Annotated in this window: 25 protein-coding genes and 1 pseudogene; 14 read left to right on the top strand and 12 right to left on the bottom strand. The window is 59.0% G+C overall.

The window, feature by feature from the left end; genetic code table 11:
* Window positions 1-32: 32 nt before the first annotated feature.
* Window positions 33-404 (bottom strand): YciI family protein, encoded by a 372-nt coding sequence (locus P3T20_RS33205; protein ID WP_074268575.1) that lies wholly within the window; start codon window positions 402-404, stop codon window positions 33-35.
* 258 nt (window positions 405-662) lie between these two features.
* Between P3T20_RS33205 and P3T20_RS33200 the strand changes: the two genes are divergently transcribed.
* Window positions 663-2087: a phospholipase D-like domain-containing protein gene (locus P3T20_RS33200; RefSeq protein WP_429289067.1), complete on the top strand. Its 1425-nt coding sequence runs from the start codon at window positions 663-665 to the stop codon at window positions 2085-2087.
* Window positions 2088-2230: 143 nt separating this feature from the next.
* Here the strand turns inward: P3T20_RS33200 and P3T20_RS33195 are convergent, their stop codons facing one another.
* The gene (locus P3T20_RS33195) at window positions 2231-3124 is read right to left on the bottom strand and encodes an AraC family transcriptional regulator (protein ID WP_254369039.1); all 894 of its coding nucleotides are present in this window, start codon (window positions 3122-3124) and stop codon (window positions 2231-2233) included.
* Between the two features lie 227 nt (window positions 3125-3351).
* Between P3T20_RS33195 and P3T20_RS33190 the strand changes: the two genes are divergently transcribed.
* The 6 genes and pseudogenes from P3T20_RS33190 to P3T20_RS33165 all read left to right on the top strand — a co-directional run bounded on the left by P3T20_RS33190 (window position 3352) and on the right by P3T20_RS33165 (window position 8381).
* On the top strand, window positions 3352-4194 hold the full coding sequence (locus tag P3T20_RS33190; protein WP_074269471.1) for an SDR family oxidoreductase: 843 nt from the start codon (window positions 3352-3354) through the stop codon (window positions 4192-4194).
* A gap of 389 nt (window positions 4195-4583) precedes the next feature.
* Complete coding sequence (locus tag P3T20_RS33185; protein WP_429289066.1) at window positions 4584-5414, top strand: GNAT family N-acetyltransferase; 831 nt, start codon at window positions 4584-4586, stop codon at window positions 5412-5414.
* 102 nt (window positions 5415-5516) lie between these two features.
* Window positions 5517-5972: an NUDIX hydrolase gene (locus P3T20_RS33180; protein WP_429289065.1), complete on the top strand. Its 456-nt coding sequence runs from the start codon at window positions 5517-5519 to the stop codon at window positions 5970-5972.
* Window positions 5971-6084, top strand: a pseudogene (locus tag P3T20_RS33175) (integrase); the annotation flags it as partial. The gene P3T20_RS33180 and the pseudogene P3T20_RS33175, both read left to right, overlap by 2 nt.
* Before the next feature lie 123 nt (window positions 6085-6207).
* Complete coding sequence (locus P3T20_RS33170) at window positions 6208-7839, top strand: serine hydrolase domain-containing protein (RefSeq protein ID WP_429289064.1); 1632 nt, start codon at window positions 6208-6210, stop codon at window positions 7837-7839.
* A 170-nt stretch (window positions 7840-8009) separates the two neighbouring features.
* Complete coding sequence (locus P3T20_RS33165; RefSeq protein WP_429289063.1) at window positions 8010-8381, top strand: DUF4087 domain-containing protein; 372 nt, start codon at window positions 8010-8012, stop codon at window positions 8379-8381.
* Between the two features lie 137 nt (window positions 8382-8518).
* Here the strand turns inward: P3T20_RS33165 and P3T20_RS33160 are convergent, their stop codons facing one another.
* Window positions 8519-8905, bottom strand: coding sequence for a hypothetical protein (locus tag P3T20_RS33160; RefSeq protein WP_429289062.1), 387 nt, complete (start codon window positions 8903-8905; stop codon window positions 8519-8521).
* A gap of 263 nt (window positions 8906-9168) precedes the next feature.
* Between P3T20_RS33160 and P3T20_RS33155 the strand changes: the two genes are divergently transcribed.
* From P3T20_RS33155 to P3T20_RS33145, 3 genes are all read left to right on the top strand, one after another.
* Window positions 9169-9609 (top strand): Hsp20/alpha crystallin family protein, encoded by a 441-nt coding sequence (locus P3T20_RS33155; RefSeq protein WP_429289061.1) that lies wholly within the window; start codon window positions 9169-9171, stop codon window positions 9607-9609.
* Between the two features lie 14 nt (window positions 9610-9623).
* Entirely contained in the window at window positions 9624-10028 is a 405-nt protein-coding gene (locus tag P3T20_RS33150; protein ID WP_429289060.1) for an Hsp20/alpha crystallin family protein, read from the top strand.
* A gap of 284 nt (window positions 10029-10312) precedes the next feature.
* Entirely contained in the window at window positions 10313-10720 is a 408-nt protein-coding gene (locus P3T20_RS33145) for a GFA family protein (protein WP_074268566.1), read from the top strand.
* A gap of 8 nt (window positions 10721-10728) precedes the next feature.
* Here P3T20_RS33145 and P3T20_RS33140 read toward each other — a convergent pair whose 3' ends face one another.
* A complete protein-coding gene (locus P3T20_RS33140; protein ID WP_074268565.1) occupies window positions 10729-11139 on the bottom strand; it encodes a GFA family protein in 411 nt (136 codons plus the stop codon).
* Between the two features lie 440 nt (window positions 11140-11579).
* Here P3T20_RS33140 and P3T20_RS33135 point away from each other — a divergent pair, with 440 nt between their 5' ends.
* A complete protein-coding gene (locus tag P3T20_RS33135; RefSeq protein ID WP_074268564.1) occupies window positions 11580-12500 on the top strand; it encodes a proline dehydrogenase family protein in 921 nt (306 codons plus the stop codon).
* A 160-nt stretch (window positions 12501-12660) separates the two neighbouring features.
* Here the strand turns inward: P3T20_RS33135 and P3T20_RS33130 are convergent, their stop codons facing one another.
* On the bottom strand, window positions 12661-13434 hold the full coding sequence (locus P3T20_RS33130) for a helix-turn-helix transcriptional regulator (RefSeq protein ID WP_074268563.1): 774 nt from the start codon (window positions 13432-13434) through the stop codon (window positions 12661-12663).
* A 116-nt stretch (window positions 13435-13550) separates the two neighbouring features.
* On the opposite strand from P3T20_RS33130, the gene P3T20_RS33125 reads away from it, so the two are divergent.
* From P3T20_RS33125 to P3T20_RS33115, 3 genes are all read left to right on the top strand, one after another.
* Window positions 13551-14630 (top strand): alcohol dehydrogenase catalytic domain-containing protein, encoded by a 1080-nt coding sequence (locus P3T20_RS33125; RefSeq protein ID WP_429289059.1) that lies wholly within the window; start codon window positions 13551-13553, stop codon window positions 14628-14630.
* Between the two features lie 852 nt (window positions 14631-15482).
* On the top strand, window positions 15483-16958 hold the full coding sequence (locus tag P3T20_RS33120) for an alkaline phosphatase family protein (protein WP_429289058.1): 1476 nt from the start codon (window positions 15483-15485) through the stop codon (window positions 16956-16958).
* An 89-nt stretch (window positions 16959-17047) separates the two neighbouring features.
* Entirely contained in the window at window positions 17048-17728 is a 681-nt protein-coding gene (locus P3T20_RS33115) for a hypothetical protein (protein WP_429289057.1), read from the top strand.
* Between the two features lie 383 nt (window positions 17729-18111).
* Here P3T20_RS33115 and P3T20_RS33110 read toward each other — a convergent pair whose 3' ends face one another.
* The 7 genes from P3T20_RS33110 to P3T20_RS33080 form a co-directional block, all read right to left on the bottom strand.
* Window positions 18112-19119 (bottom strand): GlxA family transcriptional regulator, encoded by a 1008-nt coding sequence (locus P3T20_RS33110; protein ID WP_429289056.1) that lies wholly within the window; start codon window positions 19117-19119, stop codon window positions 18112-18114.
* 73 nt (window positions 19120-19192) lie between these two features.
* Entirely contained in the window at window positions 19193-20242 is a 1050-nt protein-coding gene (locus P3T20_RS33105) for a HoxN/HupN/NixA family nickel/cobalt transporter (RefSeq protein WP_429289055.1), read from the bottom strand.
* Window positions 20243-20273: 31 nt separating this feature from the next.
* Complete coding sequence (locus P3T20_RS33100; RefSeq protein ID WP_429289054.1) at window positions 20274-20657, bottom strand: nitrile hydratase accessory protein; 384 nt, start codon at window positions 20655-20657, stop codon at window positions 20274-20276.
* A gap of 8 nt (window positions 20658-20665) precedes the next feature.
* A complete protein-coding gene (gene nthA, locus P3T20_RS33095; RefSeq protein WP_429289053.1) occupies window positions 20666-21292 on the bottom strand; it encodes a nitrile hydratase subunit alpha in 627 nt (208 codons plus the stop codon).
* Window positions 21293-21313: 21 nt separating this feature from the next.
* Window positions 21314-22057, bottom strand: coding sequence for a nitrile hydratase subunit beta (gene nthB, locus P3T20_RS33090; protein ID WP_429289052.1), 744 nt, complete (start codon window positions 22055-22057; stop codon window positions 21314-21316).
* A gap of 46 nt (window positions 22058-22103) precedes the next feature.
* Window positions 22104-22607 carry a DUF1097 domain-containing protein gene (locus tag P3T20_RS33085; protein WP_144158400.1) on the bottom strand — a complete coding sequence of 168 codons (504 nt, stop codon included), beginning with the start codon at window positions 22605-22607 and terminating at the stop codon, window positions 22104-22106.
* Window positions 22608-22653: 46 nt separating this feature from the next.
* Window positions 22654-23622 (bottom strand): CobW family GTP-binding protein, encoded by a 969-nt coding sequence (locus tag P3T20_RS33080; protein ID WP_429289051.1) that lies wholly within the window; start codon window positions 23620-23622, stop codon window positions 22654-22656.
* Between the last annotated feature and the right edge of the window lie 463 nt (window positions 23623-24085).

Below are 24085 nucleotides of genomic sequence, written 5' to 3'. Positions count from 1 at the left end.
CCGATGCATGTTTGGGACACGCGTCCAAGCCATCATCTGGCCAGGTAGAAATCCAGGGGGATAAGCTCGACGGCCCATCCGCCTTCTTCGCCCAGCGTGGCCGCCGGGTGCATGGAGGCGATGCGCAACGCTTCGTCGTGGGTATCCGCCTCGATGACGAACAGGCCGCCCACGACTTCCTTCGACTCGGTGTAGGGCCCATCGATGACGTGCGTCTTGCCACTGCGCGGGCGGAGAGTCTTCCAGGTGTCCAGATCGCCAAGCGACGCGGAAATCAGTACCTTGCCGGTCGCGCGCATCTTGTCGTCCAATGCGGGGCATTGACTGACTAGTTTCTTGACGTCGTCTGGCGTCATCGCGGCGAATTTTTCGGGGGTGAAGTAAGCCAAGCCGAGGTATTTCATGGGAGATCCTTTGGGTGGGAATACCCTGACGACGAATCTGATGATCGAAAATCGACAAACTTCTGGAGAGTTTGTAGCGGGTCTCGCCAGCCTGTTCCCTTTGCGGTCGTGCGGTGCCGACCGTAGGGCTCGTGCTGCACATGCGGATCGCATGAGGCAGTGGTCGGCCATGAGCGGTCGTTGGAACAGTGTTCATAAATCGGCGACAATCGGAGATTTACGCAGAGCCCGAGACACATCGAACCAGTTCGCCACATCATGACCACAACGAGAAGCCTGGCGCTCATTCTGGCATGCGTGTTTGCCTTTTCCCAGCACGCCCACGCGCAATGTGTCGACCTGGTCGCCAGTCTTGACGACGGTCAGTTGATGCAGTCGCGGATTGCGCTGGTCGACCGTGCCACGCCTACCGAGCAGATTCGCATCCTCGCCTACATCTTCGAAATCGATCAGACCGGCGGCCTGCTGTTGCGTCATCTGGTCGAGGCCGCGCGCAGAGGCGTGCCGGTCAAGCTGCTGATCGACGGCATCGGCCCCGAGCCGCACTTCCCGCTCGAGGACGAGTTCATTGTCGCCCTGCACGAGGTGGCTCCCGGCATCGAACTCCGAATCTTCCATCCACGATCAGATCTCGTCGAGATTTCGCATCGCATGCACGACAAGCTATTCCTGGTTGGCGACACGGCCGTGATCGGCAGTACCTCGATCTGGGATGCGAGCTTCCGCAACTGGCTCAGCGAGCGCGATCTGATGGTGTCGGGCGACGCCGGCCAGGATGCTTCCTCCCTGCACGCCATGTCCCAGCATTTCGCCTTGTTCTGGAATAGCCCGGAAGTGGTTCGCCCCGAGCCGGAAAAATTCCTCAAAGTCGCAAGTCCTTATCGCGTCTCACAGGGTTATGCGACGCTGGACCCGGCGCGCATCCATTATTGGCGCGAATGGCTGCTGGCTCCGCTCGACGCTGCAGCCCCGGCGACGGACCTGGCCGCGAGCGATACACCACCTGTCTCCGATGCGCCGAATGATTCCGCCGCTCCGCTCGCTCCCGGTGCGCATTTCGATCCCGCCTGGACGCCGATCGCCTGCGAACGCCTGCGCTATGTCCACGACTGGCCCGACAAACGCCCGCCAGGGACGTTGCAGGACATGTTACAAGCGTTCGATACGGCGCAGCACGAGATCGTGATCATCAACCCCTACCTGATCCTGGTGCCGGAACTGCGCGAGGCGCTTGAGCGCAAGCGGCGCGAAGGTGTCCATGTGGTCCTGGTAAGCGCCTCGCTGGCGAGCCTGACGCAGGAATTCCCCGCCGTCGCGCGCGCCTACGCCGACGATCTGCCCGACCTGGTGAATGCCGGGATCGAGGTGCGCGAATATTCCGACGACGAGAACCGCATGATGCACGCCAAGCTGGTCCTCATCGACGGCCATCGATATTATCTCGGCAGTTTCAATTTCGATTCGTTGTCGGCCCACCTGAATACCGAAAACGGCCTGTGGATAGATATCCCGGAGAACGGGCTCGATCCCTTGCAAGACAGCGTGGCGTACTTCCTGCGCAACTCAAGTTCGGTGAGCGACGCCAATGGCCGCCTTCTGGCGGATCCCGATGCGCGCTGCCGGGCCGCCGGCTGCGGCGGTGCCTGGCAGTGGGTGACGATACTGATCAGGAACTTCCTCTGAGCGCGGCGTGCCCTGTCGCTAAACGACGTCGTCAGTTCGGGGCGCCGTCTGCACGGTGTCGCGCAGTAGTCGGCCATGAACGGCCGTTCGACCCGTCACATAGGTCGTCAACAATCACTTCCTGCAGCTAGCGAACGTGCGTATCACGACAGCCGCAGGCGCCTCACGTCTTGCTGCGGAGGCGCGCCGAACAGACGGCTGTACTCGCGACTGAACTGCGAGGCGCTCTCGTAGCCGACCTGGATCGCGGCACTGCCCGCGTCAATGCCAAGGTTGAGCATTAGCTGCCGCGCTTCCTGCAGGCGCAACTGCTTCTGGTATTGCAAAGGACTTGTTCCGGTGATGTTGCGGAAATGCTGACGGAAGGTCGAAGGACTCATGTGCGCGTGCGCGGCCAGGTCATCCACCTGGAGTCCCTTCGAGAAATTCTGCTTGAGCCATCTCACGGCCCTGGCGATTTGCTGGCTCGGCGATCCGTTGGCCGCAAGGTGCTGTAACTGCGGGCTGTGGGGGCCAGCGAGAAGCCGCACGATGATTTCCTGCTGAAAGAGCGGCGCCAATTGCGGAGCCAATGCCGGTTGGTCCAGCAATTCGATCAGCCGAATCAGGACGCCGATCAGGGCATCGTCAAGAGTTTCGATCGTGATGGCCGTGAAAGCTGGCGTTCGAGGCGGAGCCGGCAACTGCATCTCCGCAGCTGTCTTCACGATGTCACGACTGTCTAGTGTCAGCATCAGGCCCAGCATCGGTTCCTCAATACTCGCGCGCGTGACGTGCGAGATCACAGGCAGGTCGATGCTTGCCAGCATCGACTGGCCGGGGCCGTAGTTCACCACCTCTTTTCCTACCAACGCCTGCTTATGGCCCTGGGCAACGACGCCGAGCCCGAGGCTAAAGATGCAGTGCAACGGCTCGGTTGGCCCCTTCCGGCGGTGAACGGAAAGGGATGGTATGGCTGTGGTGTAGTCGCCGTCGGACTGGGCAAAGCGGGCGATGGCTCGCGCGAGGCCATGCGTGCTTGCAGTAGTCGTACTCATTGGCTCGGAAACCCGCTGTTTCATGTGAAATCTCTAACGCCGACTCGGTGGAAATACTTTACTCCGGTAGAAGGCCATTCGCGTGGCTTTAAGCACGCTTCGTCAGTTTAGGCAAAAAGTTCGGCGCTTTCGGCAACCTCCCCGGTGTCAATCGCGCGACACTGAAGCCGGTTAATTCATATCCGATGCCTGAATTTTGGGGCATCAAGAACACAGAGGACTCGCGTATGAATAGCAAGAAAGTGTGGCTGATTACCGGCGCCGGCCGTGGCATGGGCGTAGATATCGCCAAGGCAGCATTAGCGGCCGGTCACGACGTTGTGGCGACCGGGCGCAATCCTGAAAAGGTCAGGAACGCCATCGGCGATCACGATAATCTTCTGGTCGCCCAGCTGGACGTGACCAGCCCCGCGGATGCCGAGGCCGCCGTCGAAACTACCGTCCAGAGGTTTGGCCGCATTGACGTGCTGGTCAACAACGCCGGCAACTTCTATGGGGGTTTCTTCGAGGAGCTTAGCCCCGTCCAGGTGCGAAGCCAGCTCGAAACGCTTCTGTTCGGTCCGATGAATGTTGCCCGGGCCGTATTGCCGGTGATGCGCAGGCAGCGCTCTGGCCTGTTAGTCACAATCTCATCGACAGCTGGCATTACTGCTGGCGTCTTTTGCAGTGCATATGCCGCTGCAAAGTTTGGCGTCGAAGGTTGGATGGAGGCGCTTGCCCAGGAAATTGCTCCCTTTGGCATTCGCACCATGCTGGTAGAACCGGGTTTTTTCCGAACAGATCTCCTCAGCGCAGACTCAACTACCTACGCTGAATTCTCCATTGATGACTATGCATCCCGCACTCAGGAGACCGTGACTGCGTGGAAAGGCATGAACGGCAAGCAGGGCGGCGATCCGGCCAAACTTGCCGCCGCTCTAGTGGAATTGACGGCACAGGAAGAGCCGCCCGCTCGCTTCGCTGCCGGCGCAGATGCAGTTGAAGCTTTTGAATCCAAGGCGAACACCTTGCTCGCTCAGGCGAATGCCCACCGCGAGTTGTCTTCATCCCTTTCACACGCCCCAGAATAAAGACGGGCGCCGTCGGACAAGGGTTCGTCACCCTGGCCTTTGATGCATCCGGCCAGGGGGCCGGCGGGATGCCTCGACAGAAAGTGCATGCGGCAGACGCGACCAACTTGCGCTCAGACCGGCACCGCACCGATTTGCTGCAAGAGGGCCAACAGGTCAGGTTGCCCGCGTTCTTCGACAATTTTCCCGCTGGAAATGCAATAGAAGCACGGTCTGAATAAAAGTGGGACGCAGTGTGGCCAATTTCGGCCGGTGGACCCCATGCTCCAGTTCGTCGACAATTGCAGTCCAGACAATCCATCGAACCACAAAGCCAGATGCTGAATATCACGTTACGCCCGTCCACTGCGTCCGACTGGAGCTTCTTGTGTACCGTTCAGGAATCGTGCATGAGGGAGTATGCCGAACGTACGTGGGGTAGTTGGATACCGGAACCGCTTGATGATTTCCGGCCGGAGACCCACCAGATTATTCAATGCGATGGAGACGAGATCGGTTGCATCGCAGTGGTCAATGAACCAGAGGCTTTGATGCTGGAGAAGCTCTATATTCTTCCCAGTTATCAAAGGCGTGGTATAGGCACGTTGCTGCTCGGACGTCTTATTGAGCGTGCTAACGCTGTTGGAAAATCCATCCGGTTGCGAGTTCTTCGCGTCAACCGGGCCAAGCAACTTTACGAAAGAAACGGATTTGAGGTTGAGCACTCAACCAATGAGCGGCATTTCATGTCCTATGCAGTAGCGCCGAGGGGAGGGAAGCCTTACGAAGCCAATGCAATCCGGTTGATTCCGCGGCTTGAAGGAACGGTTGATCGACAAGCTCTCTTCGAGCTCTACAAACTCTCGCTGCACGAATACATCGATCAGACATTCGGCTGGGATGAGAATTTTCAACGGGAGCGCTTCGAAAAGTCTTACCCCGATTCTGAATGCACTTTGATCACCATAGGATCGGCGACGGCCGGATATTTTGCACTTAGGAATGAGGTCGAGGCAGTCCATTTATCGCTGTTGCTTCTGCGGCCGGAATTCCGAAATCGAGGGATCGGTCGGGAGGTGATGCAAACGTTGATGTCGCGCGTGGCCGAGTCGGACCAGCCATTGACCTTGTCATGCTTTCTCTGCAATGAAGCAGCGATGAGCTTCTATCAAAAGCTCGGCTTCTCTGTCGTGACGAAGGACGAGCACTTTGTAACGTATCGCTCTCCGGCCCCTGGTTGATGTGGTCGGAGCGTCCGGCTCTGAGAAAGATTGCGGACCGAAGCGGGTCGCATTCCCGACGCATATTTTTCTTTCACTGACATTTACTTCCGATTGAATCCCATGCGCGAACGTCCTTCGGCCAGACTACTGATCACCACTCCAAAGCGGCGAGTGCTGCTGTTCCGGTTCGTGCACAAAACTGGTGTGCTTGCGGGCAAGGTCTACTGGGCAACGCCGGGCGGTGGCGTCGAGCATGGCGAGACGTTCGCGGACGCTGCAAGGCGAGAGCTCCGTGAAGAAACAGGCATTCGAGAGGCGCACGTATCCATGCCGGTCGGGCGGCGCGAAGTGCCCTTGCAGTTGCCAGATGGTGAGCGCGTGCTCGCGGTCGAACAATATTTCGTCGTTAACACGGACACGGAATCCATTTCACGTGACGGCTGGACCGCGGAAGAGAGGGAGGTGATGGCGGATCACCGATGGTGGAGCCGGGAGGAATTGTCTATCACCGGCGAGACTATCTATCCGGAAGGGCTAGTCGAGATGCTAGACGAGGCAGGAGTTTTCGGCGGCTGAGCGGCCGGTGCAGTTCGAGATCACCGAGCAGACCCGCGAAAGCGCGGACGTTTGGATCAAGTCAGCGGGGCTCTTGCCTTCAGACTTCCTGTTTCCGGGCCGAATTGAGACGTTCGCCGTATCCCGCCAGATCGTTGACGATCTACGAGGCCTCCCTATCGAAGTGAGGCGTCACCACCACCAGTTGTAGACTGTGGCCCAGGACTTCGCCCAATCTCCTTGAAGGACCCGAATCATGTGCGCCACGCCTCGAGCGGAAAACTATGCTGTAGCAGCACAGGAAATCGTATCGGCGTTCCTCCACGACGATCTTTTTACCGGTGTAGTTCTGGTCGCCAAAGCGGGAGAAATAATCTTTCGTCAGGGTTTCGGTTTCGCCAATCGGCAGTGGGCTATCCCGAACACACCAGAAACAAGATTTCGCATCGGCTCAATTACGAAACAGTTCACGGCGGCTGCGATTCTCCGCCTCACGGAGCGCGGCAAGCTGGGCGTTCATGACCGGTTAGGTCAACACCTACCCGACGCGCCAGAAAGTTGGCATAACGTCACGATTCATCAATTACTGACTCATACATCGGGTGTCCCTTCCTACACCGACCTGCCGGACTTTTTAACTCGGATTTCGCTCGAGGAGCGAACCCCGAAGGCGATCATGGAGCTGACCAGCGGCCAGGCACTGGAGTTTCCGCCCGGCGAGCGGTTTCGCTACAGCAATACCGGGTACATATTACTTGGCAGCGTGGTGGAAGCCATCAGCGGCCAACGTTACTCCGACTTCCTGGAAAACGAATTCTTCCAGCCCCTTGGCATGGCCGATAGCGGCTATGACCATACTTGGAAGATTGTCGAGCGGCGAGCGGACGGCTATACCTGCATCGGCGGCAAGTGGAGACATGCGCGGTTCATTGCCATGTCTTTACCCCATGCTGCCGGCGGCCTTTATTCCACCGCGGACGACTTGTATCGCTGGTCGCAGGCCCTCATGAGAGGCGATGTGATCGGACCGGCGGCTCTACAGCACATGTTGCGAGATCATGGACAGGGATATGGCTATGGCTGGTTTGTTGGGTCCGCCGATGGGCGCCGCTTCGTCAGGCACGGCGGCGCCATAAATGGGTTCCTGAGCGCTTTGGACCTGCATCCCGACGACGACCTTACCGTCATCGCTCTCGCCAATCTGCAGGCCTCGGGAGTTTTGAAGATCACCGAACGTCTTGCGCACGCAAGTCTCGGTCTATATCAGACGCCTCACGAAATCACGCTGGATGCGTCGAAACTTGACGAATATGTGGGTGTTTTTCGACTTGGCCAGCGGTGCTTTATGGAAATCTCCCTGGATAAAAGCGGGATGCTCTGTGCAAACCTGACTGGTCTTCAGCGGCTAACACTGGCTTGTTCGGAATCCGATGCATTTTTTTCGCGAACTCGCGACATTGAGATTGCGTTCAGCCGCGAGGCAGAAGGAAAGGCTTCTGTAGTGACTCTTCGCGAGCATGGCGTATCGTTCGCAGGACGAAGGATAGACGACGCGGTCTACCGCAAGGTAGACGAAAGGCAGCCGGAAAATGGCAAGGACATCTCGGCAGATTCAACGGAACTCTCGCAGTATGTTGGACGCTATCGACACCCGCTGATGCATTTTGAAGTGACGCTTTGCGGTGAGCAGTTATCGGTGCAAGCGACCGGGCAGCAGAAGTCGAACGCTGTCTTTGAGAGTGGTCGCTGTTTTGTCCTCGATGACACACAAGCCAAGGTTACTTTCGAGTACACCGACAGAGACGGAGTTTGGGGATTGACTCTACGTCACGCTGGAACACAGCTACGCGCATTCAGGCTGTTCGACGTAATTCCCATGACGGCTTGAGTCATAATTGCTGACTGTCTGTTTTGTCGAGCATCAATGCCGGAATTTCTGAATGTCGTCCTACGCGTCGCACTGAGCACGACTGTGTCGTGCAGAGCGTGGCATGAACCGACGTTCGACAGTGACGTTCAGATTGTCGACAGTTGCCAATGAGTGAGGAGAAAACCCTGATGACAAATCCGTTTGTGGTGTTGCTCGGATTAGGAATGGCGTTGGCAACCTCCGTCGCCGACGCGCAAGGTGCCGTGGAGAAGCGCTGTGGCTGGCTCGAAAATCCAACTCCCGCCAACTTTTCGTTAGTGGACCGAAGTGGCGAATGGACAATTTCGGAACAAGGTGGCTATCAGGCCCCTGGGATCGACAACATGCCGGACATGACGACGAAAGGATGGATCGTGACCAACGCTGGAGAGCACGGGTACGGCTGCGCCTGCCTCGATGTACAGGTCGATGAAAAGTCACGCCTTGTGACACGACTGGTATCCGCTCAGCCGCTACCACTCAGACGATGCAAACTCGATCCGAAATTGCCACCGCCTTGACTCGCCATCGTGCAACCGCCAGTGCTTAATTCCCGCGTGTGGCCGGGAGACGTGGTCGGCGGTTCCTCGCCTCCCGAAGAATGCTCACCGGGTAGTCCCGCCGGTTAGATGGATCGCTAGCGGTGCCAGCCGTGTTGCTACTGGATCGGGGCGGTGGCGCCGATCTTCTGCGCCAGCAACCGCTCGTAAGTGCCGAAGCTCAAGTCCACCTCATCCTGAGAGACGGCCTTTACCGTCAACACGACCTGTTCGGGGGTGAGACCGAAGATCGTGGCAAGGGCAGCTTCGATCGGCGGTGCGCACGTGCGGTCTTCGGCGATGGTCGTGCCAATGGAGATGTCATACACGCCGTCCTGATCGCGAAACACCACTTCCACGAGGCGCGCCCGCGCGCTCATGTTGCTTTCAACGGCCAACCGCGCGACCTCGGCCACGATGCGCAGCCGTTCGGCCGGAAAGCCGCGGGTCGCATGCGGTCGGACACGGTGTTTGCCAAGCGTTACCCAGTCAGTATCGAACTCCATATTGCCTCCTTCCAGAACAATCCGCGCGGTGCAAATAAGGGCTCCCGCCGGGTGTTTCAACATATCCGGCGGAATATATTGAGGCGCAGTCAATATTCGATCTGCTGATATTGAAAGTCTTGGGCAAGCGCCTATTTTTGGGTCGCAAAGCCCGCTGCGCGCCGCCCATACCGCGTCTCCAGGTAGTGCGACCGCGTGCGCTTCGTCGGGGCGCGGCAGCAGGTGGACGCCTTTGATCATTTCGCATCACGGGAGATTGAATCATGAGTGACTTCTACTTTAGCAACGACCTGTTTGGGGAACTCGATCGTCTGCAACGGCAGATGTCTGCGTTGTTCGGCAACCTTCCATCGAGCATCCGCTCGAGCCGCACGGACGCATTCCCGCCTCTCAATATCGGCACTACCGACGAGTCCATCAATATCGTTGCATTCGCACCAGGCATCGACCCAGGCACGTTCGAAGTGACCGTCGACAAGGGCACTTTGACCATTGCCGGTGAGCGTAAAGCGCCCGAGTTGGCGGCGGGGAGCGAAACCCGCGCCTACGCCAAGGAGCGCTTTTTCGGCACGTTCCGGCGCGTGATCGAGCTGCCGCAGAACGCTGATCCGGACAAGGTCGAAGCTGGCTATTCGAACGGTTGCCTGACCATCCGGATCGGCAAACGCGAGGCCTCGAAGCCGCGCGCTATCACCATCCAGTAAGCGAGGAGGAAGCCATGAACGACACGACTCAAATCGCACAGCGAGATACCAGCGGTGTGGCCCGTAGTAACCAGGACAGCGCTCGCCGTTTAACGCTTACGCCGGCCGTCGACATCATCGAGGACAGCCACGGCATCACCCTGTGGGCCGACCTGCCGGGCGTATCGCGCGACAAGCTTGACGTGAAGGTTCACGATGGGCGGCTGTATATCGAAGCGGAGGCGGTGGTGCCCACGCCAGGCGACCTGCAGCTGCACCATGCAGAGATTCGTGCTCCGCATTTCGCGCGGGCTTTCACCTTGAGCGAGGACTTCGATACGTCCAAGGTCGACGCCAATCTGCAGGGCGGCGTGCTGAAACTCAGCATCCCGCGTCGAGAAGAAGCGCGTCCGCGCCGCATTGATGTACACGTGGAATAACAGAGTAAAAGGCCGCGGCCGACACGGGTACGAGCGCAGCTGTCCGGTGGATGGCTGCGCAGACATTCCCGCGCAGGCACGCACGCGCGTCGGCGCTCCAAAATGTTCTCGCGGAGGTGAACTCTCCTCTGGTATCAACTCCAGGCATTCTCGCTGATCCACGTTCGGTCGGTCGACGGCGAGCCGCGGATCGTCGACAATCGTGTCCAGTCGCTACGCGGGGACGCCGCGATCCAGTGGCAATGCGTTGACGATGTGGTTATCCATCAACATGGAGGAGCCTGATGCTGCGTACATACCTTGGAGGTTGCCATTGCCAACTAGTGCGGTTTGAAGCCCGGGTTGATTTAAGCAATGGTACGTTGAAATGCAATTGCAGTTTCTGTAGCAGGCTACGATTCTGGCATGTCAAGGTTCGTCGGGAAGAGTTTCGTCTCCTTTCCGACGAAACTGCACTTACGGAGTATCAGGGTAAAAATCCGGTAGCTCACCACCCGTTTTGCAAACGGTGCGGTGTTCACGTGTTTGATCGCGTTGATACACCAAACGCAACAGGGTACCCGTATATCAACGTCAACATCATGTGCATCGAAGAACTTGACATCAATGAAGCGCTAAATGCGCCGGTGACCTACGTGAATGGCCTGCAGGACGATTGGAGCAATCCCCCTTCGGAAAGCCGGCATCTTTGATTTGTTGATCAGGGCGCTCTTCTCAAATGTTGGGGAATCTCCGGTTGGTGGACGTCCAACTGATGGCGTTCAGACATGAATTGGGCGAATTCGGCGTTGAACCGCGACGGATCATCGAGTGTTCCGGCATAAATGGTGACGATTTCCGGTGCGTGATGCGGTGTTCCAAATAGCAAGCTGCCACAATGAGGGCAGAAATTACGCGTTGTTGGCATGCCGCTGCCACCGGTCTTCGTATAAGACTTGATTTCGCCTTTGAATGCAAAATCTGTGGTTCTCACTACGATCACAGGCAACCCAGCCGAGCCGGAAGCGCGCTGACAGTCCCTGCAATGACAGATGAGTTGCGCGAGTGGATCGCCCCGAGATTCATATTGCATCGCGCCGCAAAGGCAGCGCCCGGTCCAGGGGTTTGACATGAATCGTCTCCAGTTGAAATGAACCTGCGATTTGTTTGGCGTGAAGTCGCGACGCCATTCCCGTACATCGCGAGAGCGCTTGCTTCGATGATGCGACATTCGGCAGGGACGCGCCGATCGTCAACAATCAAAGCTTCGGTGCAGCGCGGATCGGCTCATCACCACCGTTTGTTCGTTCATGCTACGATTCCCAATGCCTGACTGACGTAAAGAAATCAGGCTTTGTCTCGCCCCGTAGTTAATCGCAAAAGATTTCGCTCGAACAATGTACGCAGCTGCCTGGCCTCCCTCGAAAACGCACTGAAAGCCTGTGTCGATGCAGTGATTGCATCCACTTTGGCATTCGTCCCGGACCTGTTGTGATAGACGGTCCGGCGATGTCGTTCGAATCGACTTTTTGTATCCAGATTCGTGCGACTGCGTTTTCATGAGACCACAACATGCGTATTCTCAATACGATGGCGGCTCGCGCCATCCCGCTCGTTCCCCGTTCGCTAATCCGTAAGATCTCCCGCCGCTATATCGCTGGCGAAACGCTCTGCGATGCTCGCACGCGCATCCACGCGCTCCACGCGGCAGGCTTCCGTACAACCATCGATGTGCTGGGCGAGACTGCGTCGTCGTCCGAGCAGGCGGAGTCGATGGCTCGCGAGTATCTCAATCTCGTCCGGGCGCTAGGTGCAGAAAATCAACCCACCGAGCTATCGATAAAATTGACCGCCCTCGGACTGCATCTCGACGAAGACGCGTGCATGGCACGAGTCTCTATGGTTTTGCGAGCGGCGGCATCGCACGGAATCGGCGCGTGCATCGACATGGAAGACGTCAGTTGCACCCAGAAAACGCTCGACATGTTCCGGGAACTCGAAGCCGACGGTTATCCAGTCGGGATCGCGCTGCAAGCGTATTTGACGCGCACGAACGGCGACATCGTTCCCCTGCAGGCGCGCAAGAGCCGCATGCGCATTTGCAAGGGGATTTATGCAGAGTCGACCGAGCATCTCGTCGACGGTGCATCGAGGGATCGGGCCGCGATCAATGCGCACTTCGTTCGGCACGTATCGACCGCGATACGGGCGGGATCGTTCGTGGGCATTGCAACGCACGACGCACAATTGATCGATGCGTTGACCGGTTGGCTGCAACGCGAGCAAGTTGACCGCTCGCGATTCGAGTTTCAGATGTTGCTAGGCGTGTGCGAACCGCAGCGTGACGCTTTGCTTGCGGAAGGATTTCACGTCCGGGTTTATGTGCCATATGGTCATGACTGGTATGGCTACAGCACTCGGCGAATTAAGGAGAATCCGCGAATTGCCGGATATATCCTAGCTGCGATGATACGTAGCGCCCGAGCTCGCTAGCGGTTACAGCAAGACCGGTGGATCGGGACCGACCAGATCGTTGGTCCCGGTTCGAACGGCTACTTTCGAGAAATCCGGCCGGCTGCTGTGGGTCGAGCCTGTCCGATGATCGGCTTGGCTCGCCGCGCCACGCTGACGCGCGGCGCGTGGGGATTTCGATTCACGCAGGCGTGTAGATCGCGAGTTTCAACGCGGGGTCGTCATTTGCCTGAAAGGTCGCGTAGTCATAGCGTTGCGCACCGCGCTCCGGATGGATCAGCACCTTCTGCCCGGACGCGCCGCCACGAATATCGTGCGCGTTCCACCATTTTGCGAATTCGGCGCTGTGCGCGCGCAGCCGTTCGACCAGTTCGACGAAGGCCGGATCGTCGGCATACAGATCATGCGTTGCGCGAAACAATGCGATCATGCGACGCGCCTCGCTGGTCCAGTTCGCGCCGAAAAGCCGTCGCGAATCCGGTTCGATGAACATGAACACCAGAATGTTGCGATCCGCCTCGGCAAGACGCTCGAAGCCGAGAAGATCGGCCGCCGCTGCATTCCAGGCCAGCAGATCCCAACGCCTGCCCGTGACATACGCGGGAAGCTCGAGAGTCGCAATCAGATTCGCGATGGGTCCCGGCACGCTCTCGCGAGTGAAGGTTTGCCGATCGCCGCTGCGTGCCAGTGCGCGCAGATGCGCCGCCTCGACTTTGCCGAGCCGCAGCGCGCGAGCCAGCGCTTCGAGCGTGGTATCGGACGGACTCACCGTGCGGCCCTGCTCGAGCCGCACATACCAGTCCACGCCAATGCCCGCGAGTTCGGCAACTTCCTCGCGACGCAAACCGGGCGTGCGACGCCGCCGCCCGTTATTGAGCCCCACCGATTCAGGGCTTAGCTTCTCGCGCCGTGAGCGCAGAAAATCGCCGAATTCGCTTCGGCTCGCGGTTGTCATGACCGTCCGTCCTCCTCAAGCAGGTACGCGGGAATCCCAGGATAGTACCAGGCCTTGTTATCAATGCTACCCCTGTCAGAATGGCCTCGTCCAATGACCATCAATGGGGAACGCAGATGAAAGCAGCGATTTTGAAGACACTCGGCAAGCCGCTTGCGATCGAAGACGCAGCAGATCCTTCGTTGGGCACCGGCGAAGTGATCGTCGACGTCGTTGCCGCGCCGGTGCTGTCATATGCGCAAGAAGTGTTCAGCGGCGAGCGCCGCTACCAGATCGAATTGCCGATCGTGCCTGGCTGCGGGGCAATCGGTCGCGTGCGTGCGTTCGGCCCCGACGCCACGCATCTGAAAACAGGCGACTGGGTTTTCTGCGACCCGACCGTGCGTTCACGCGACGACGCGCTCACGCCCGACATTACATTGCAGGGCTGGAGTGCACGCGGCGACGGCGGCCTGCGGCTCGCGCGCCATTTCCACGACGGCCCATTCGCCGCACAAATGCGCGTGCCGACCGAGAACGCCATTCGCATCGGCGAAATCGATCCCGCCGATGCCGCGAAATGGTGCGCGCTCAACACCATGCTGGTTCCGTACGGCGGGCTGCTTGCGTCGAATCTGCAGGCTGGCGAGACATTGCTTGTGAGCGGCGCGACCGGCAACTTTGGCAGCGCGTGCGTCGCCGTCGCCCTCGCGATGGGTGTGCGCTGCGTGGTCGCGCCGGGACGCAATGAAGGCGTGCTCGCCGATCTGCAAAGGCGCTTCGGCGAACGTATCCGTACCGTGAAGCTCACAGGCAACGAGGACGACGATCGCGAACGGATGCGTGCGGCTGCCGGAGCACCCATCGACTGCGTGATGGATCTGCTGCCGCCTTCCGCGACCACGAGGACCGTGCGCGCCGCGGTGATGGCCGTGCGGCCTTACGGACGTGTCGTGTTGATGGGCGGTGTTGGCATGCTCGGCGGCGATGGTCTCGATCTGCCGTACCCGTGGATCATGCGCAACGACATCACCGTGCGCGGCAAATGGATGTACCCGCCGGAGGCGGTCACGCGAATGACAGGTCTGATTCGCGGCGGTCTGCTCGATCTCGGACATTTCGACGTGACGTCCTTCAAACTCGACGACGTGAACGAGGCCGTCAGTCACGCTGCGGCGAATGGCGGCCCGTTCAGGATGACGGTAGTCCATCCATGAACGCGGTTTCTCCCGCACTTCGGTCAGGCGATGCCAGCGCGCTGGCGTTTCTTTCAAACAATGCCACGCCGGATCGCGCCTGACAGATTACGACTGGAACAGGGTGTACGAGACCTTGTCGCACGGAATTTTTGACCGCGATATGACAGGCGCTCTTTATATTCAGGATGCCGGAGCATGCCGTCATTCGGATATTGCTGACGGGGTGCGTATTCATACGCTGCGCTCAGCGACAGGTTCCATATCGTGGAAGGCAAGATCGGTTCTGGCACTTTGCGTAGGTCCGGTTACAGGTGCGGTCCGGCGGTGCATCATGTGACTGGCGTCGGCTCAGCGGGCTCGACTGCGTCTCGCTTGACGACGGCCGCTTTCGGGAAAGTCGACTGACCGCTCCGGGGCGCGTGCTGTCGATCCCCGGCCCGTAAGTTTCAGGCAACGTATGCTGATTGCAGCGGACGGGCTGCGGCCAGCTACGGCCATTCGCCCACGCCATTGAGCGGACATTTGAACGTCGGCTTTACCGTTGACTGCGGCCCTTCATTGGACGATGCCATCCGGCGCATCTCGGCCAGCACGGTGTCAATTGCCACCTCACCTTGAGGGGCAGTTCCCCAGAGGACCATCGGCAAATCTGGGAGCGTTTCTTGCTGATTTCGACGAGTCCGCCTGCGCCCGGATCGAGCCGGCTCGATTCATTTGCGCGCGCACCTGGCGGTATCCCGTAAGCGAATAGCGCAAGCGTGACCCCAATAAAGCTTATAACGCTGCTTGCGCTGGAAATCATGTCTCGTCGCGGCTCGTCGAGACACTGACGGGCGTCACCGCTGGCTGCCGCCCAAGGAGACATAAGCCATGGACAACGAGAACAAGGTAAGCCACCCTCACGACCGTCGCAGGTTTCTCACTGGAGTCGCCGCCGTTGCGGGCAGCGTCGCGCTGACGGGGTGTGGGGGCGCAGGCAGCTCTAGCAACCCGAACGGCGACGCGCCTGCGCCGTCGATTGCCGATGTTCCCTCACCGGACGGCGGCGACCGTTACAGCCTCGCGCGTCCGGCGTTACCGGCGCCGTCCACGTCCGGCATTGATTTCATCGTGCTCGTGACGATGGAGAATCGCTCCTTCGACCATTTCCTGAGCTGGGTGCCCGGCGCCGAGGGGATGCCCGCGAACCAGCAGTTCAAGGACGCGTTCGGCGCGGTGCAGACGCCGTTCCTGCTCTCGGCGAACTCGTCGTATGGTTACCAGGCGTGCGCTTATCAGGATCCCAATCATAGTTATCAGGGCGCTCGGACCCAGCTGGCTGCCGGTGCCATGGACGGATGGCTACTGACGCCCGATACGAGCGAGGTGCGCGGCGATCTGCTGCCTATCGGCTATTACGCATCCGCGGATCTCGGCTTCTTCAACGCGCTTGCCGGAAGCTACACGATCGGTGACTTTTACTTCAGTGGCGTGCTGACCAGCACGTATCCAAATCGGATCTACCTGCATAGCGGGGCGACTGATCGACTCGACGACACGGTCGATACGTCGACGCTGCGGACGATCTGGGACAACCTGAGCGCGGCGAATGTCGGCTGCAACTACTACTATCACGACGTGCCATTCACGGCGCTGTACGGCACCCGCTATCTTGGCATTTCACATCTGTTTTCGGACTTTCTCTCCGACGCCGCAGCGGGCACATTGCCGCCGTTTTGCATGGTCGACCCGATGTTCGCTGGCGAAGAGCAGGGCGTTTCCGCCGACGATCATCCGCACGCGGACATCCGCAACGGCGAAGCATTTCTCGCGCAGGTCTACAACGCGCTCAGCACGAGCCCGAACTGGAGCCGCACACTGATGATCGTCGTCTACGACGAATGGGGCGGCTTTCTCGAACATGTGGTGCCGCCGATACGGCCGATCAGCAACAATGAGCTCGCGCTGGGCAACGATGGAAGGCTAGGATTCCGCGTGCCGCTCGCACTCCTCGGTCCACGCGTTCGCGCAGGCTCCGTGACGCGCTATCCCTTCGATCCGAGTTCGATTCACGCGCTCCTGCAATGGCGCTTTGGGCTGGCGCCGCTCGGCGTGCGTGGCAGCGATTCCGCGACGTTCAATCTCGCTTACGCGCTCGACTTCACCGACGCGCCGCGCACTGATGTGCCGGCAATCACAGTTGCTCAGGGTCCATTCGGCGGCCTGTGCTCGGGTGCGGCGGCGCCCGCATCATCGAGTTCGGTATCCTCCGTCGATAATTCTCAACTCACCGTCAACCCGACGGCGGACCGCTTTGCCGATCTGCGCGCCAAGGCGGCCTCGTTGGGATTCAAGACGGGACCGTAAGGTTAGCGATAGCTGGACGCTTCGGGAGACTCCGATAGATCATTACTTTGCGTGGGCGTTCGTGTGTTACCGCTGTCTGGGGGATACGAGTGAAAAACCACCATATCGTGACAGCATACTTGTCGATGCTTGCGAGGCAGTCTTGTTATGCAGCACTGTCGCTCGGCTGCCTGGCGAGCCCCCTCGCGGCGCAGGAGACGGCAAGCGCGCCGACCGCTGCTGCACCGAGCTATAAGGTCGGTGACACGTGGACAATTGTTCAACGACGAACCGACGCCGATCCCGGTACCTCCTATGTTCTGACGATAGCTGCCGTAACCGAGGAGAAAACGACGTTGTCGACTTCATGGAACGGTGGCCCCCTGAAGGAGATCGACTTCAACAATCAGGGGAACATGACGCGGGATGCCGCCGGAACAACGTATGAGCCTAGCGAGGAGAGCCTCAATTTCCCAATGACGGTGGGGAAGACTTGGGATTTTCATCATTTACAGCGTTCCGTCGGCGGAACCCTTGACGTCAGCGGCCGCGACGAGATTGTTGCCTTCGAGCAAGTACAGGTAGCTGCTGGTTCATTTGAGGCCTTCAAGATAGTAAGTCATGGGATCAACGCAAAGCAGCAGGTTGAACGTTTGTCCAGTGTCCCCTTCACTCGAACCTATTGGTACGCGCCCAGCGTGAAAAAAGTCATCAAGTCGGACTACACGTTGTATCTCCGGCCGTCGTTTAGACAGAGAAGCGAACTAAGCGCTTTCTGGCTTGCTCCTTGATATTCCTCGACACTCAACCTAACCGTGGCGCTCCATTGGCAAAAGCCATCCAGAGTCCGCGCAGAGCCATATTTTTTGCCAGACCGCTGTTCGCGTCTGCTGGGGTTCGGCCGCTAGACCTTGAAAGCCGCCATCGAAACGGTGTTGGGTCGGACGGCTGCTCCGGGTCGACCGGAGCTGGTGTCATCGGGCTCAGTTCGGCCAGAAGTCGCCGTTCGCCGACGCTTCGACGTGGACATTCAAGGGTCCCTTCAACTCCGAGAGCGGCCATTGACATGGCCGCCGCTTCCACGGCTGCCGAGATTCGAGTACTGTCTATAGCACTTGCGCAACGATCGGCAGCATTACGGCAATGGACTGGAAGTCGAGTGCGTTGCTAGCCTCTAACGTGCCTCAGAGACAGCATCCCGCGTGCGATCAGGCGAATCGGCGGAACGGAAGCGGCTTCGATAGTCAGCCGGGTTGATTTGCAGTCGCCGCTGGAAGGTGCGGCGCAGCCCATCCGTACCATCGAATCCGCAGCGTCGGGCAACCTCGCGTAGAGGAAGATCGGTGCTCTCCAGATAGCGCCTTGCGGCATCGATACGCGCGTTGTTCAGGAACAGTGTCGGACTGAGGCCACATTCCTTCGTGAACAGGCGGGTCATGTTGCGTGCACTCATATGAGCGCGCTCGGCGAGCGATGCAAGCGTATGCTCCACGGCAAGATTGTCGAGCATATATTGCTGGATCTCCACCATCTGAGAATCAGGCGCTGCCTGAGATTCGAGTAGCGGGCTGAACTGCGATTGACCGCCTGCTCGTCGCAGATACACGATCAGATATTTGGCGACATCCAGCGCCATTTTTCGGCCAAAATCTTCCTCGATCATCACCAGGGAAAGATCGATTCCTGCCGTCACTCCTGCCGTCGTGTAAATGCTGCCGTCCTTCACGTAGATGTGATCCGGCTCGATCCGGGCGCGCGGAAACGTGGTGGCCAAACGTGGCACATCCATCCAGTGCGTGGTCACCACGCGGTCGTTGAGCAGCCCCGCAGATCCCAGCGCGAACAGGCCATTGCAAATGGCGGACACGCGCCGGGCATGTTTATATTGTTCCTTGAGCCAGTCACTGAGCGCCGGGTCGTCAAAGGTTTCGAAAATTCCGAGGCCCCCCGGGACCAGCACCGTATCGAAGTGCGGGCACAGGTCGAAGATCGTGCGATCCGGTACGACCGTCAGCCCGCTCGACGACTGCACACTGCCGCGCGTGGTCCCCACAGTGAGCATTTCATATTGGCACTCGCCTTGACTCAATACCTTGACTTCCGCGAACGCATCTTTGGGTCCAGCAACATCCAGCAGCTGGAAGCCTGGGAAGACAATCACGCCGATTTTGATCTGTTTCATCCCGTTCACACGCTCAGGTCGTCATGGTCATGGAGAGTCGGGGGGGCAGTGTCAGAGCTGGTTTGCGCACGGGTTACGCCGAGGCGGCTTCGCGATCGTACCCCTTCATTTTATAGATCAACGCAGACGCCAGCCAGCCGATCACGAACACAGCGACAATGCCATATCCTAGCAAGCCGAAATTGTCGTTGAGACAACCGATGGCCTGCCAGAACGGCCCGGTCAGGCTCAGTTGGTCACCGAGCAGTCCAAGCACCTCGATGCCGCCGATCATCAACGCAACGACCGTGGAAATCAGCGTAATCGTCAGATTGTAGTAAAGCTTGCGCAGGGGCTTGACGAAGGCCCAGCCATAGGCGCCCAGCATCAGAATGCCGTCGGTCGTATCGATGGTTATCATGCCTGCCGCGAACAGGCATGGAAACACCAGGATGGTCCAGATCGAAAAGCCGGCCGAGGCCTGAGCGGCCGACGTGCCGAACAATGCCATTTCGGTGGCGGTTTCGAAGCCGAGTCCAAACAGGATACCCAGCGGCAGCATCAGCCAGCTCGAGCGGACCAGACGAAAGAGCGGCCTGAACAGACGCGCCAGCAGATTGCCCTCGAATTGCGTCAGGCGAAGGTCGCCGTCACGGCGCTGGCCGCGACGCATGCGTCCGAACGCGCGGAACAGACCTAGCAGCAGCACGATATTCATGGCACCGATCATGATCAGGAAGGTCGCTGATACGACGGTGCCGATTGCTTCGCCGGTCTCTTTGAACGCATCAAAGTGATGTGCCAGAGCTTTGGTTGTGAACGCAACCGCCACCGCGCCGAATACCACGGTCAACGAATGGCCAAACGCGAAGAAAAAGCCAACCGCCACGGGACGTTTCCCGTCGTTCATCAGTTTGCGTGTCACGTTGTCGATTGCGGCGATATGGTCCGCGTCCATGGCATGGCGCAAGCCGAAGCTGTAGGCGATGAAGGCGGTACCGATCAGCGCGGGTGAAGCGCGCAGTACGATCCATGCCCATGTCCATGCAAGGATGTTGATGAGCGCAAGCGCGACATACATTGCGCCCACTTTCTGACGTGCAGGTGAGCTGAAGCGCGTCATCACGGCGTTAAGCGTTTCCATGTGTTTCTCCTGGGTTGGGACGGACTCAAGTTCAATGGCTGTTCGAGTGCGGAGATTTAGCGGCTGTGCGCGTCGTGGTCGCCCCGCGTCTGGCGACCACGACCTGCGCGAGTTCGTCACGCGACAGGACACCGCTTGAGCCGACCACATCCAGTAGCGCTTCGAGAAAGCGCTCGTAATAGTCCCAGCGAGGCTGACCTTCGCACGGTGCGGATTCCCAGTGCACAATTGCCGTAATCAGGCTTTGGCGGAAGTCTTCCCACTCGAAGTACCCTGCTTTTGAAAGCGACAACGCGAGGCCGAACACATCTCTTTCCCAGCGATTGGAAAAAAACAGCTTGCCGTCCAGCCGAGGGGGAGAATCATCAGCACCGAGCATCGACGCTGCCGCATATTCTTCGAAGCGCGTAAACATGATTAACCTTATGTGGCAGCGGGAGACGCGACCAGCGCGACACCCATCATCGACTCAGGGGTCACGAGCGCAGCCAGTTCCTGCTCGCTCAGGTGCTCGGTGTTCGCGGGACGCTCCGGCACAACGAACCAGCGGATCTGCGCACTGCTATCCCATACCTTGACCTCGGTTTCCGTTGGTACGTCCACACCAAATTCACGTAGCACCGCTCGCGGTTCGCGCACGCCGCGTGCTCGAAATACCGGGTCCTTATACCAGTAGGGTGGCAGGCCAAGCACGGGCCACGGATAACATGAGCACAACGTACAGATGATCAGGTTGTGTACGCCGTCACCGTTTGCAACGGCCGCCATATGTTCACCTTCCGCACCGGCCATGCCGGCTGGCAGGTCCAGTTCGGCGATTGCCTTCGGCGTATCCTCGACGAGGCGCTGCTTGAACGCAGGGTCGACCCACGCACGGGCGACAATCTTTGCCCCGTTGAACGGACCGGCGACGGTTTCGAAATGCTGCAGCACTGCATCGACCGAGTCGCTGCCGATTACACCTTTTTCGATCAGCAATGCTTCGAGTGCGCGTACTTTGGCTGCGCTCGATGCCTCGCGGTCGTCTTCATACTGAAACAGTGGAGTCATGACGATTCCTTTTTGCGCTGGTTAGAGGGTGGCCTGAAGATAGGCTTCGTACAGGTCTGCGTAGATCGTGGTGTGGGGCTCGCTCTTGCCCTCGCCCCAGATGTCGGCGGCGTCGAATGCGACCCGGTAGACCGCCATCGGCTCACCGATTCCGTCTACACCGGTTGAAACGAAGTACGAGAACGTACCAGGATAGACCTCCACCACCTTGCCGGTCTTGCGGCGCAGATAACCCGGTAAACGGGTGTGATCGACCGCTTCAGGATCGGCGACCCGTATTGTTTCTCCGTTCGAGAAGCGCGCCTGGGCACGCCGTTCGTGATAACCGGAATCTCCTTTCTCGAGATACGCATCGATCTGCTGCTTGATCGGAGCACGAGGGCTATCGGGCATCGGAGCCTGGGGATCCGCCCGGTACAGCGAAGTGCGTTCGGTCAATTCATCGGCGGTGATGTACCCCTGATCCACGAAGAACTGCGAGATGCCCATCAGCCATTTCTCGTAGTAGCGGTACTTGAAGTACTCGAAGGGCTGCATGTCTTCAGCGCCGGTGCGCAAAGACGCCCATGTCCACGTGCTTTTGAACGCAGTCGGTAGTTCCTGGATTGGGTAAGCCGGTAACGCATCGCCGAGGTGGCTGCTCTCGGCCATCATTGCCGTGTGAATGCCAAAGATGCGGTGTTCCCACGGCTCCACGAAGACACGCGTTTCGACATTGACGGGGCCCAGATTCTCGATGCCCCCGAGGTGGTGCTGTAGTTTCATGGTTCGCTCCAGAAAGTTAGCGACTGGCAGCCAGTCGGCGTACGCCTTATCCCAGCTTGTGCTCGCGCTTGAATGCAAGTGCATCGCCCAGCACTTCTGACACGAACCCGAATGCGGCACCCGTTATGAGCGCGGCGGCGGCGACGAGGCCTGGGTTGCTGAGTCCCAAGGTGGTGATGGGCTTGCCTGCGGCCACCGTTGTTCCGACGGTCGATGCAAACCCCCAGACGATGGCTGGCAGCACATCCAGCAACTTGATCTTCGACGCCTGTACCATCGCAGCGCTGCCGATGCCGACCAGCACCGCAACCGCCAGTGCGCTACCGTTCGTTGTTGCGATGGCGAGCAGGGTGAGCGAGCTGATCACAGCGCCGACCAGATTCGAGGCCACGCTTTTGACGAAACCCGCGCGCCCGGCGCCTAACACGAAGAACGATGCCCAGGCGATGAACGTGACCCACACGGGCACGGGAAAGACGGTGGCCGTGAGCCATGTATCGGCCACCGCGAGGACACCGATGCTGACGGTGTAGGCTTCTGACTTTTTCATCTTCGTACTCCTGATGTGTGTAACAGCGGTAGGGAAAACGTTTCGTTCAAGCCACGCAACCGAGCAAGCCCTCGCGCATGGCTGGCATGTCCAGGTCGCGCCCGATCATCACGAACTTGCTGTCGCGCGCTTCGTCATGTGCCCACGCTTTTCCAAAGCTCGAGTCGAGCAGCATGTGAACGCTGTGGAAATGCAGGCGGCGGCGCTCTTCGTGCAGGTTCAGTACACCTTTCATGCGCAGGAGTTGTTGCCCGTGGGTTTGCACGAGCTGATTGGCCCAGCGATTGAAGCGCGTAGCGTCCAATGGTCCCGGAATGACGAACGAACACGACGCAATGGAGTTGTCGTGCTCATGCTCATGCGCGCCTTCGTCGAGCAGATCGGGCTCGACACGGAGCAATGTATCCAGCGAGAAGTGCTTGATGCCAAAGACTGCTTCGACGTCGACCGCGCCATGACGCGCGATGTCGATCGCCGCGGTGGGATTGAGTGTGCGAATACGTGCGATGAGGCTCGTCACCTCTTTAGCACTGACGAGATCTGTCTTGTTGACAATGATGTGATCCGCAAACACGACCTGCTCACGGGCGATCTCATCGTAGAGCTGCTCATGGAAATGATAAGCGTCCACGACAGCGACCACCGACTCGAGTTCAACGCGTTCCCGCACATCAGGGTCTGCAAGAAATGTTTGCAGTACGGGAGCCGGGTCGGCAAGCCCCGAAGTCTCAACGACCAGCCGCGCTGGAGGCTCGCCGGCGCGTGCCAGTAGTTCGGACACGCTCTTGACGAGGTCTTTGCGGACGGTGCAGCAAACGCAGCCGTTATTGATCTCCACCAGCGCGTCTTCATCGGCGACGATCAGGTTGCCGTCAATGCCGACTTCACCGAATTCATTTACGACGATGCCGACACGCGCCGGTCGCGCATGTTCGAGAAGATGATTGACCAGTGTCGTCTTGCCGGCGCCCAAAAAACCGGTGACGACTGTAGTCGGAATTTTGTTGAGTCGCATCTCCACTCTCCTCATGTTCGTCGGCAGAAATGCCGGAAGTTCAGACGGATAGAGCGACTTCCGGGCCGAGAAAACCCGCGTGTCCTAATGCCCGATGCATTTGGCGTGATTCGCCGGGCTACGTGGCCAGATTTTTCGAAACCGTGAATTCCAGACAGACAGCGCGCTGTGGCGCACTTTGATGAGCCTGCAATGTCCTCCGCTAACGGACCCTGTATCGGTGCACGTTTCCCAGAAGTTGTGCCGAGAGCGCAGCGAGATGACTCTTGACAGGGCGATCTGATGCAGCGCCTAACCAATAGCAGTAAAAACGACGAGTGTTGACCTGTGCGGTCAACAGCAGGACCGGGTGGTGCCCGAGCCGCGTGCGCAACTCGTCGACATTGACCGCTGGAAGGAAATGACTGGCCGAAAATGACTTGGCTAATCAACAACGGCCCTTGCAGGAAAACGACACTCCGCC

Origin of the sequence: Paraburkholderia sp. GAS206C, from assembly GCF_050435645.1 — a bacterium.
In the GTDB taxonomy this organism is placed as follows: Bacteria; Pseudomonadota; Gammaproteobacteria; order Burkholderiales; family Burkholderiaceae; genus Paraburkholderia; species Paraburkholderia phenazinium_B.
The sequence above is the reverse complement of the archived record's forward strand: the minus strand, read 5'-3'. Positions and strand labels throughout refer to the sequence as shown.

Bases quoted from the DNA above. Each gene is read 5' to 3' on its own strand.
- P3T20_RS33205 (WP_074268575.1), bottom strand. From the start codon at position 404: ATGAAATACCTCGGCTTGGCTTACTTCACCCCCGAAAAATTCGCCGCG.
- P3T20_RS33200 (WP_429289067.1), top strand. From the start codon at position 663: ATGACCACAACGAGAAGCCTGGCGCTCATTCTGGCATGCGTGTTTGCC.
- P3T20_RS33195 (WP_254369039.1), bottom strand. From the start codon at position 3,124: ATGAGTACGACTACTGCAAGCACGCATGGCCTCGCGCGAGCCATCGCC.
- P3T20_RS33190 (WP_074269471.1), top strand. From the start codon at position 3,352: ATGAATAGCAAGAAAGTGTGGCTGATTACCGGCGCCGGCCGTGGCATG.
- P3T20_RS33185 (WP_429289066.1), top strand. From the start codon at position 4,584: ATGAGGGAGTATGCCGAACGTACGTGGGGTAGTTGGATACCGGAACCG.
- P3T20_RS33180 (WP_429289065.1), top strand. From the start codon at position 5,517: ATGCGCGAACGTCCTTCGGCCAGACTACTGATCACCACTCCAAAGCGG.
- P3T20_RS33170 (WP_429289064.1), top strand. From the start codon at position 6,208: ATGTGCGCCACGCCTCGAGCGGAAAACTATGCTGTAGCAGCACAGGAA.
- P3T20_RS33165 (WP_429289063.1), top strand. From the start codon at position 8,010: ATGACAAATCCGTTTGTGGTGTTGCTCGGATTAGGAATGGCGTTGGCA.
- P3T20_RS33160 (WP_429289062.1), bottom strand. From the start codon at position 8,905: ATGGAGTTCGATACTGACTGGGTAACGCTTGGCAAACACCGTGTCCGA.
- P3T20_RS33155 (WP_429289061.1), top strand. From the start codon at position 9,169: ATGAGTGACTTCTACTTTAGCAACGACCTGTTTGGGGAACTCGATCGT.
- P3T20_RS33150 (WP_429289060.1), top strand. From the start codon at position 9,624: ATGAACGACACGACTCAAATCGCACAGCGAGATACCAGCGGTGTGGCC.
- P3T20_RS33145 (WP_074268566.1), top strand. From the start codon at position 10,313: ATGCTGCGTACATACCTTGGAGGTTGCCATTGCCAACTAGTGCGGTTT.
- P3T20_RS33140 (WP_074268565.1), bottom strand. From the start codon at position 11,139: ATGTCAAACCCCTGGACCGGGCGCTGCCTTTGCGGCGCGATGCAATAT.
- P3T20_RS33135 (WP_074268564.1), top strand. From the start codon at position 11,580: ATGCGTATTCTCAATACGATGGCGGCTCGCGCCATCCCGCTCGTTCCC.
- P3T20_RS33130 (WP_074268563.1), bottom strand. From the start codon at position 13,434: ATGACAACCGCGAGCCGAAGCGAATTCGGCGATTTTCTGCGCTCACGG.
- P3T20_RS33125 (WP_429289059.1), top strand. From the start codon at position 13,551: ATGAAAGCAGCGATTTTGAAGACACTCGGCAAGCCGCTTGCGATCGAA.
- P3T20_RS33120 (WP_429289058.1), top strand. From the start codon at position 15,483: ATGGACAACGAGAACAAGGTAAGCCACCCTCACGACCGTCGCAGGTTT.
- P3T20_RS33110 (WP_429289056.1), bottom strand. From the start codon at position 19,119: ATGAAACAGATCAAAATCGGCGTGATTGTCTTCCCAGGCTTCCAGCTG.
- P3T20_RS33105 (WP_429289055.1), bottom strand. From the start codon at position 20,242: ATGGAAACGCTTAACGCCGTGATGACGCGCTTCAGCTCACCTGCACGT.
- P3T20_RS33100 (WP_429289054.1), bottom strand. From the start codon at position 20,657: ATGTTTACGCGCTTCGAAGAATATGCGGCAGCGTCGATGCTCGGTGCT.
- nthA (WP_429289053.1), bottom strand. From the start codon at position 21,292: ATGACTCCACTGTTTCAGTATGAAGACGACCGCGAGGCATCGAGCGCA.
- nthB (WP_429289052.1), bottom strand. From the start codon at position 22,057: ATGAAACTACAGCACCACCTCGGGGGCATCGAGAATCTGGGCCCCGTC.
- P3T20_RS33085 (WP_144158400.1), bottom strand. From the start codon at position 22,607: ATGAAAAAGTCAGAAGCCTACACCGTCAGCATCGGTGTCCTCGCGGTG.
- P3T20_RS33080 (WP_429289051.1), bottom strand. From the start codon at position 23,622: ATGCGACTCAACAAAATTCCGACTACAGTCGTCACCGGTTTTTTGGGC.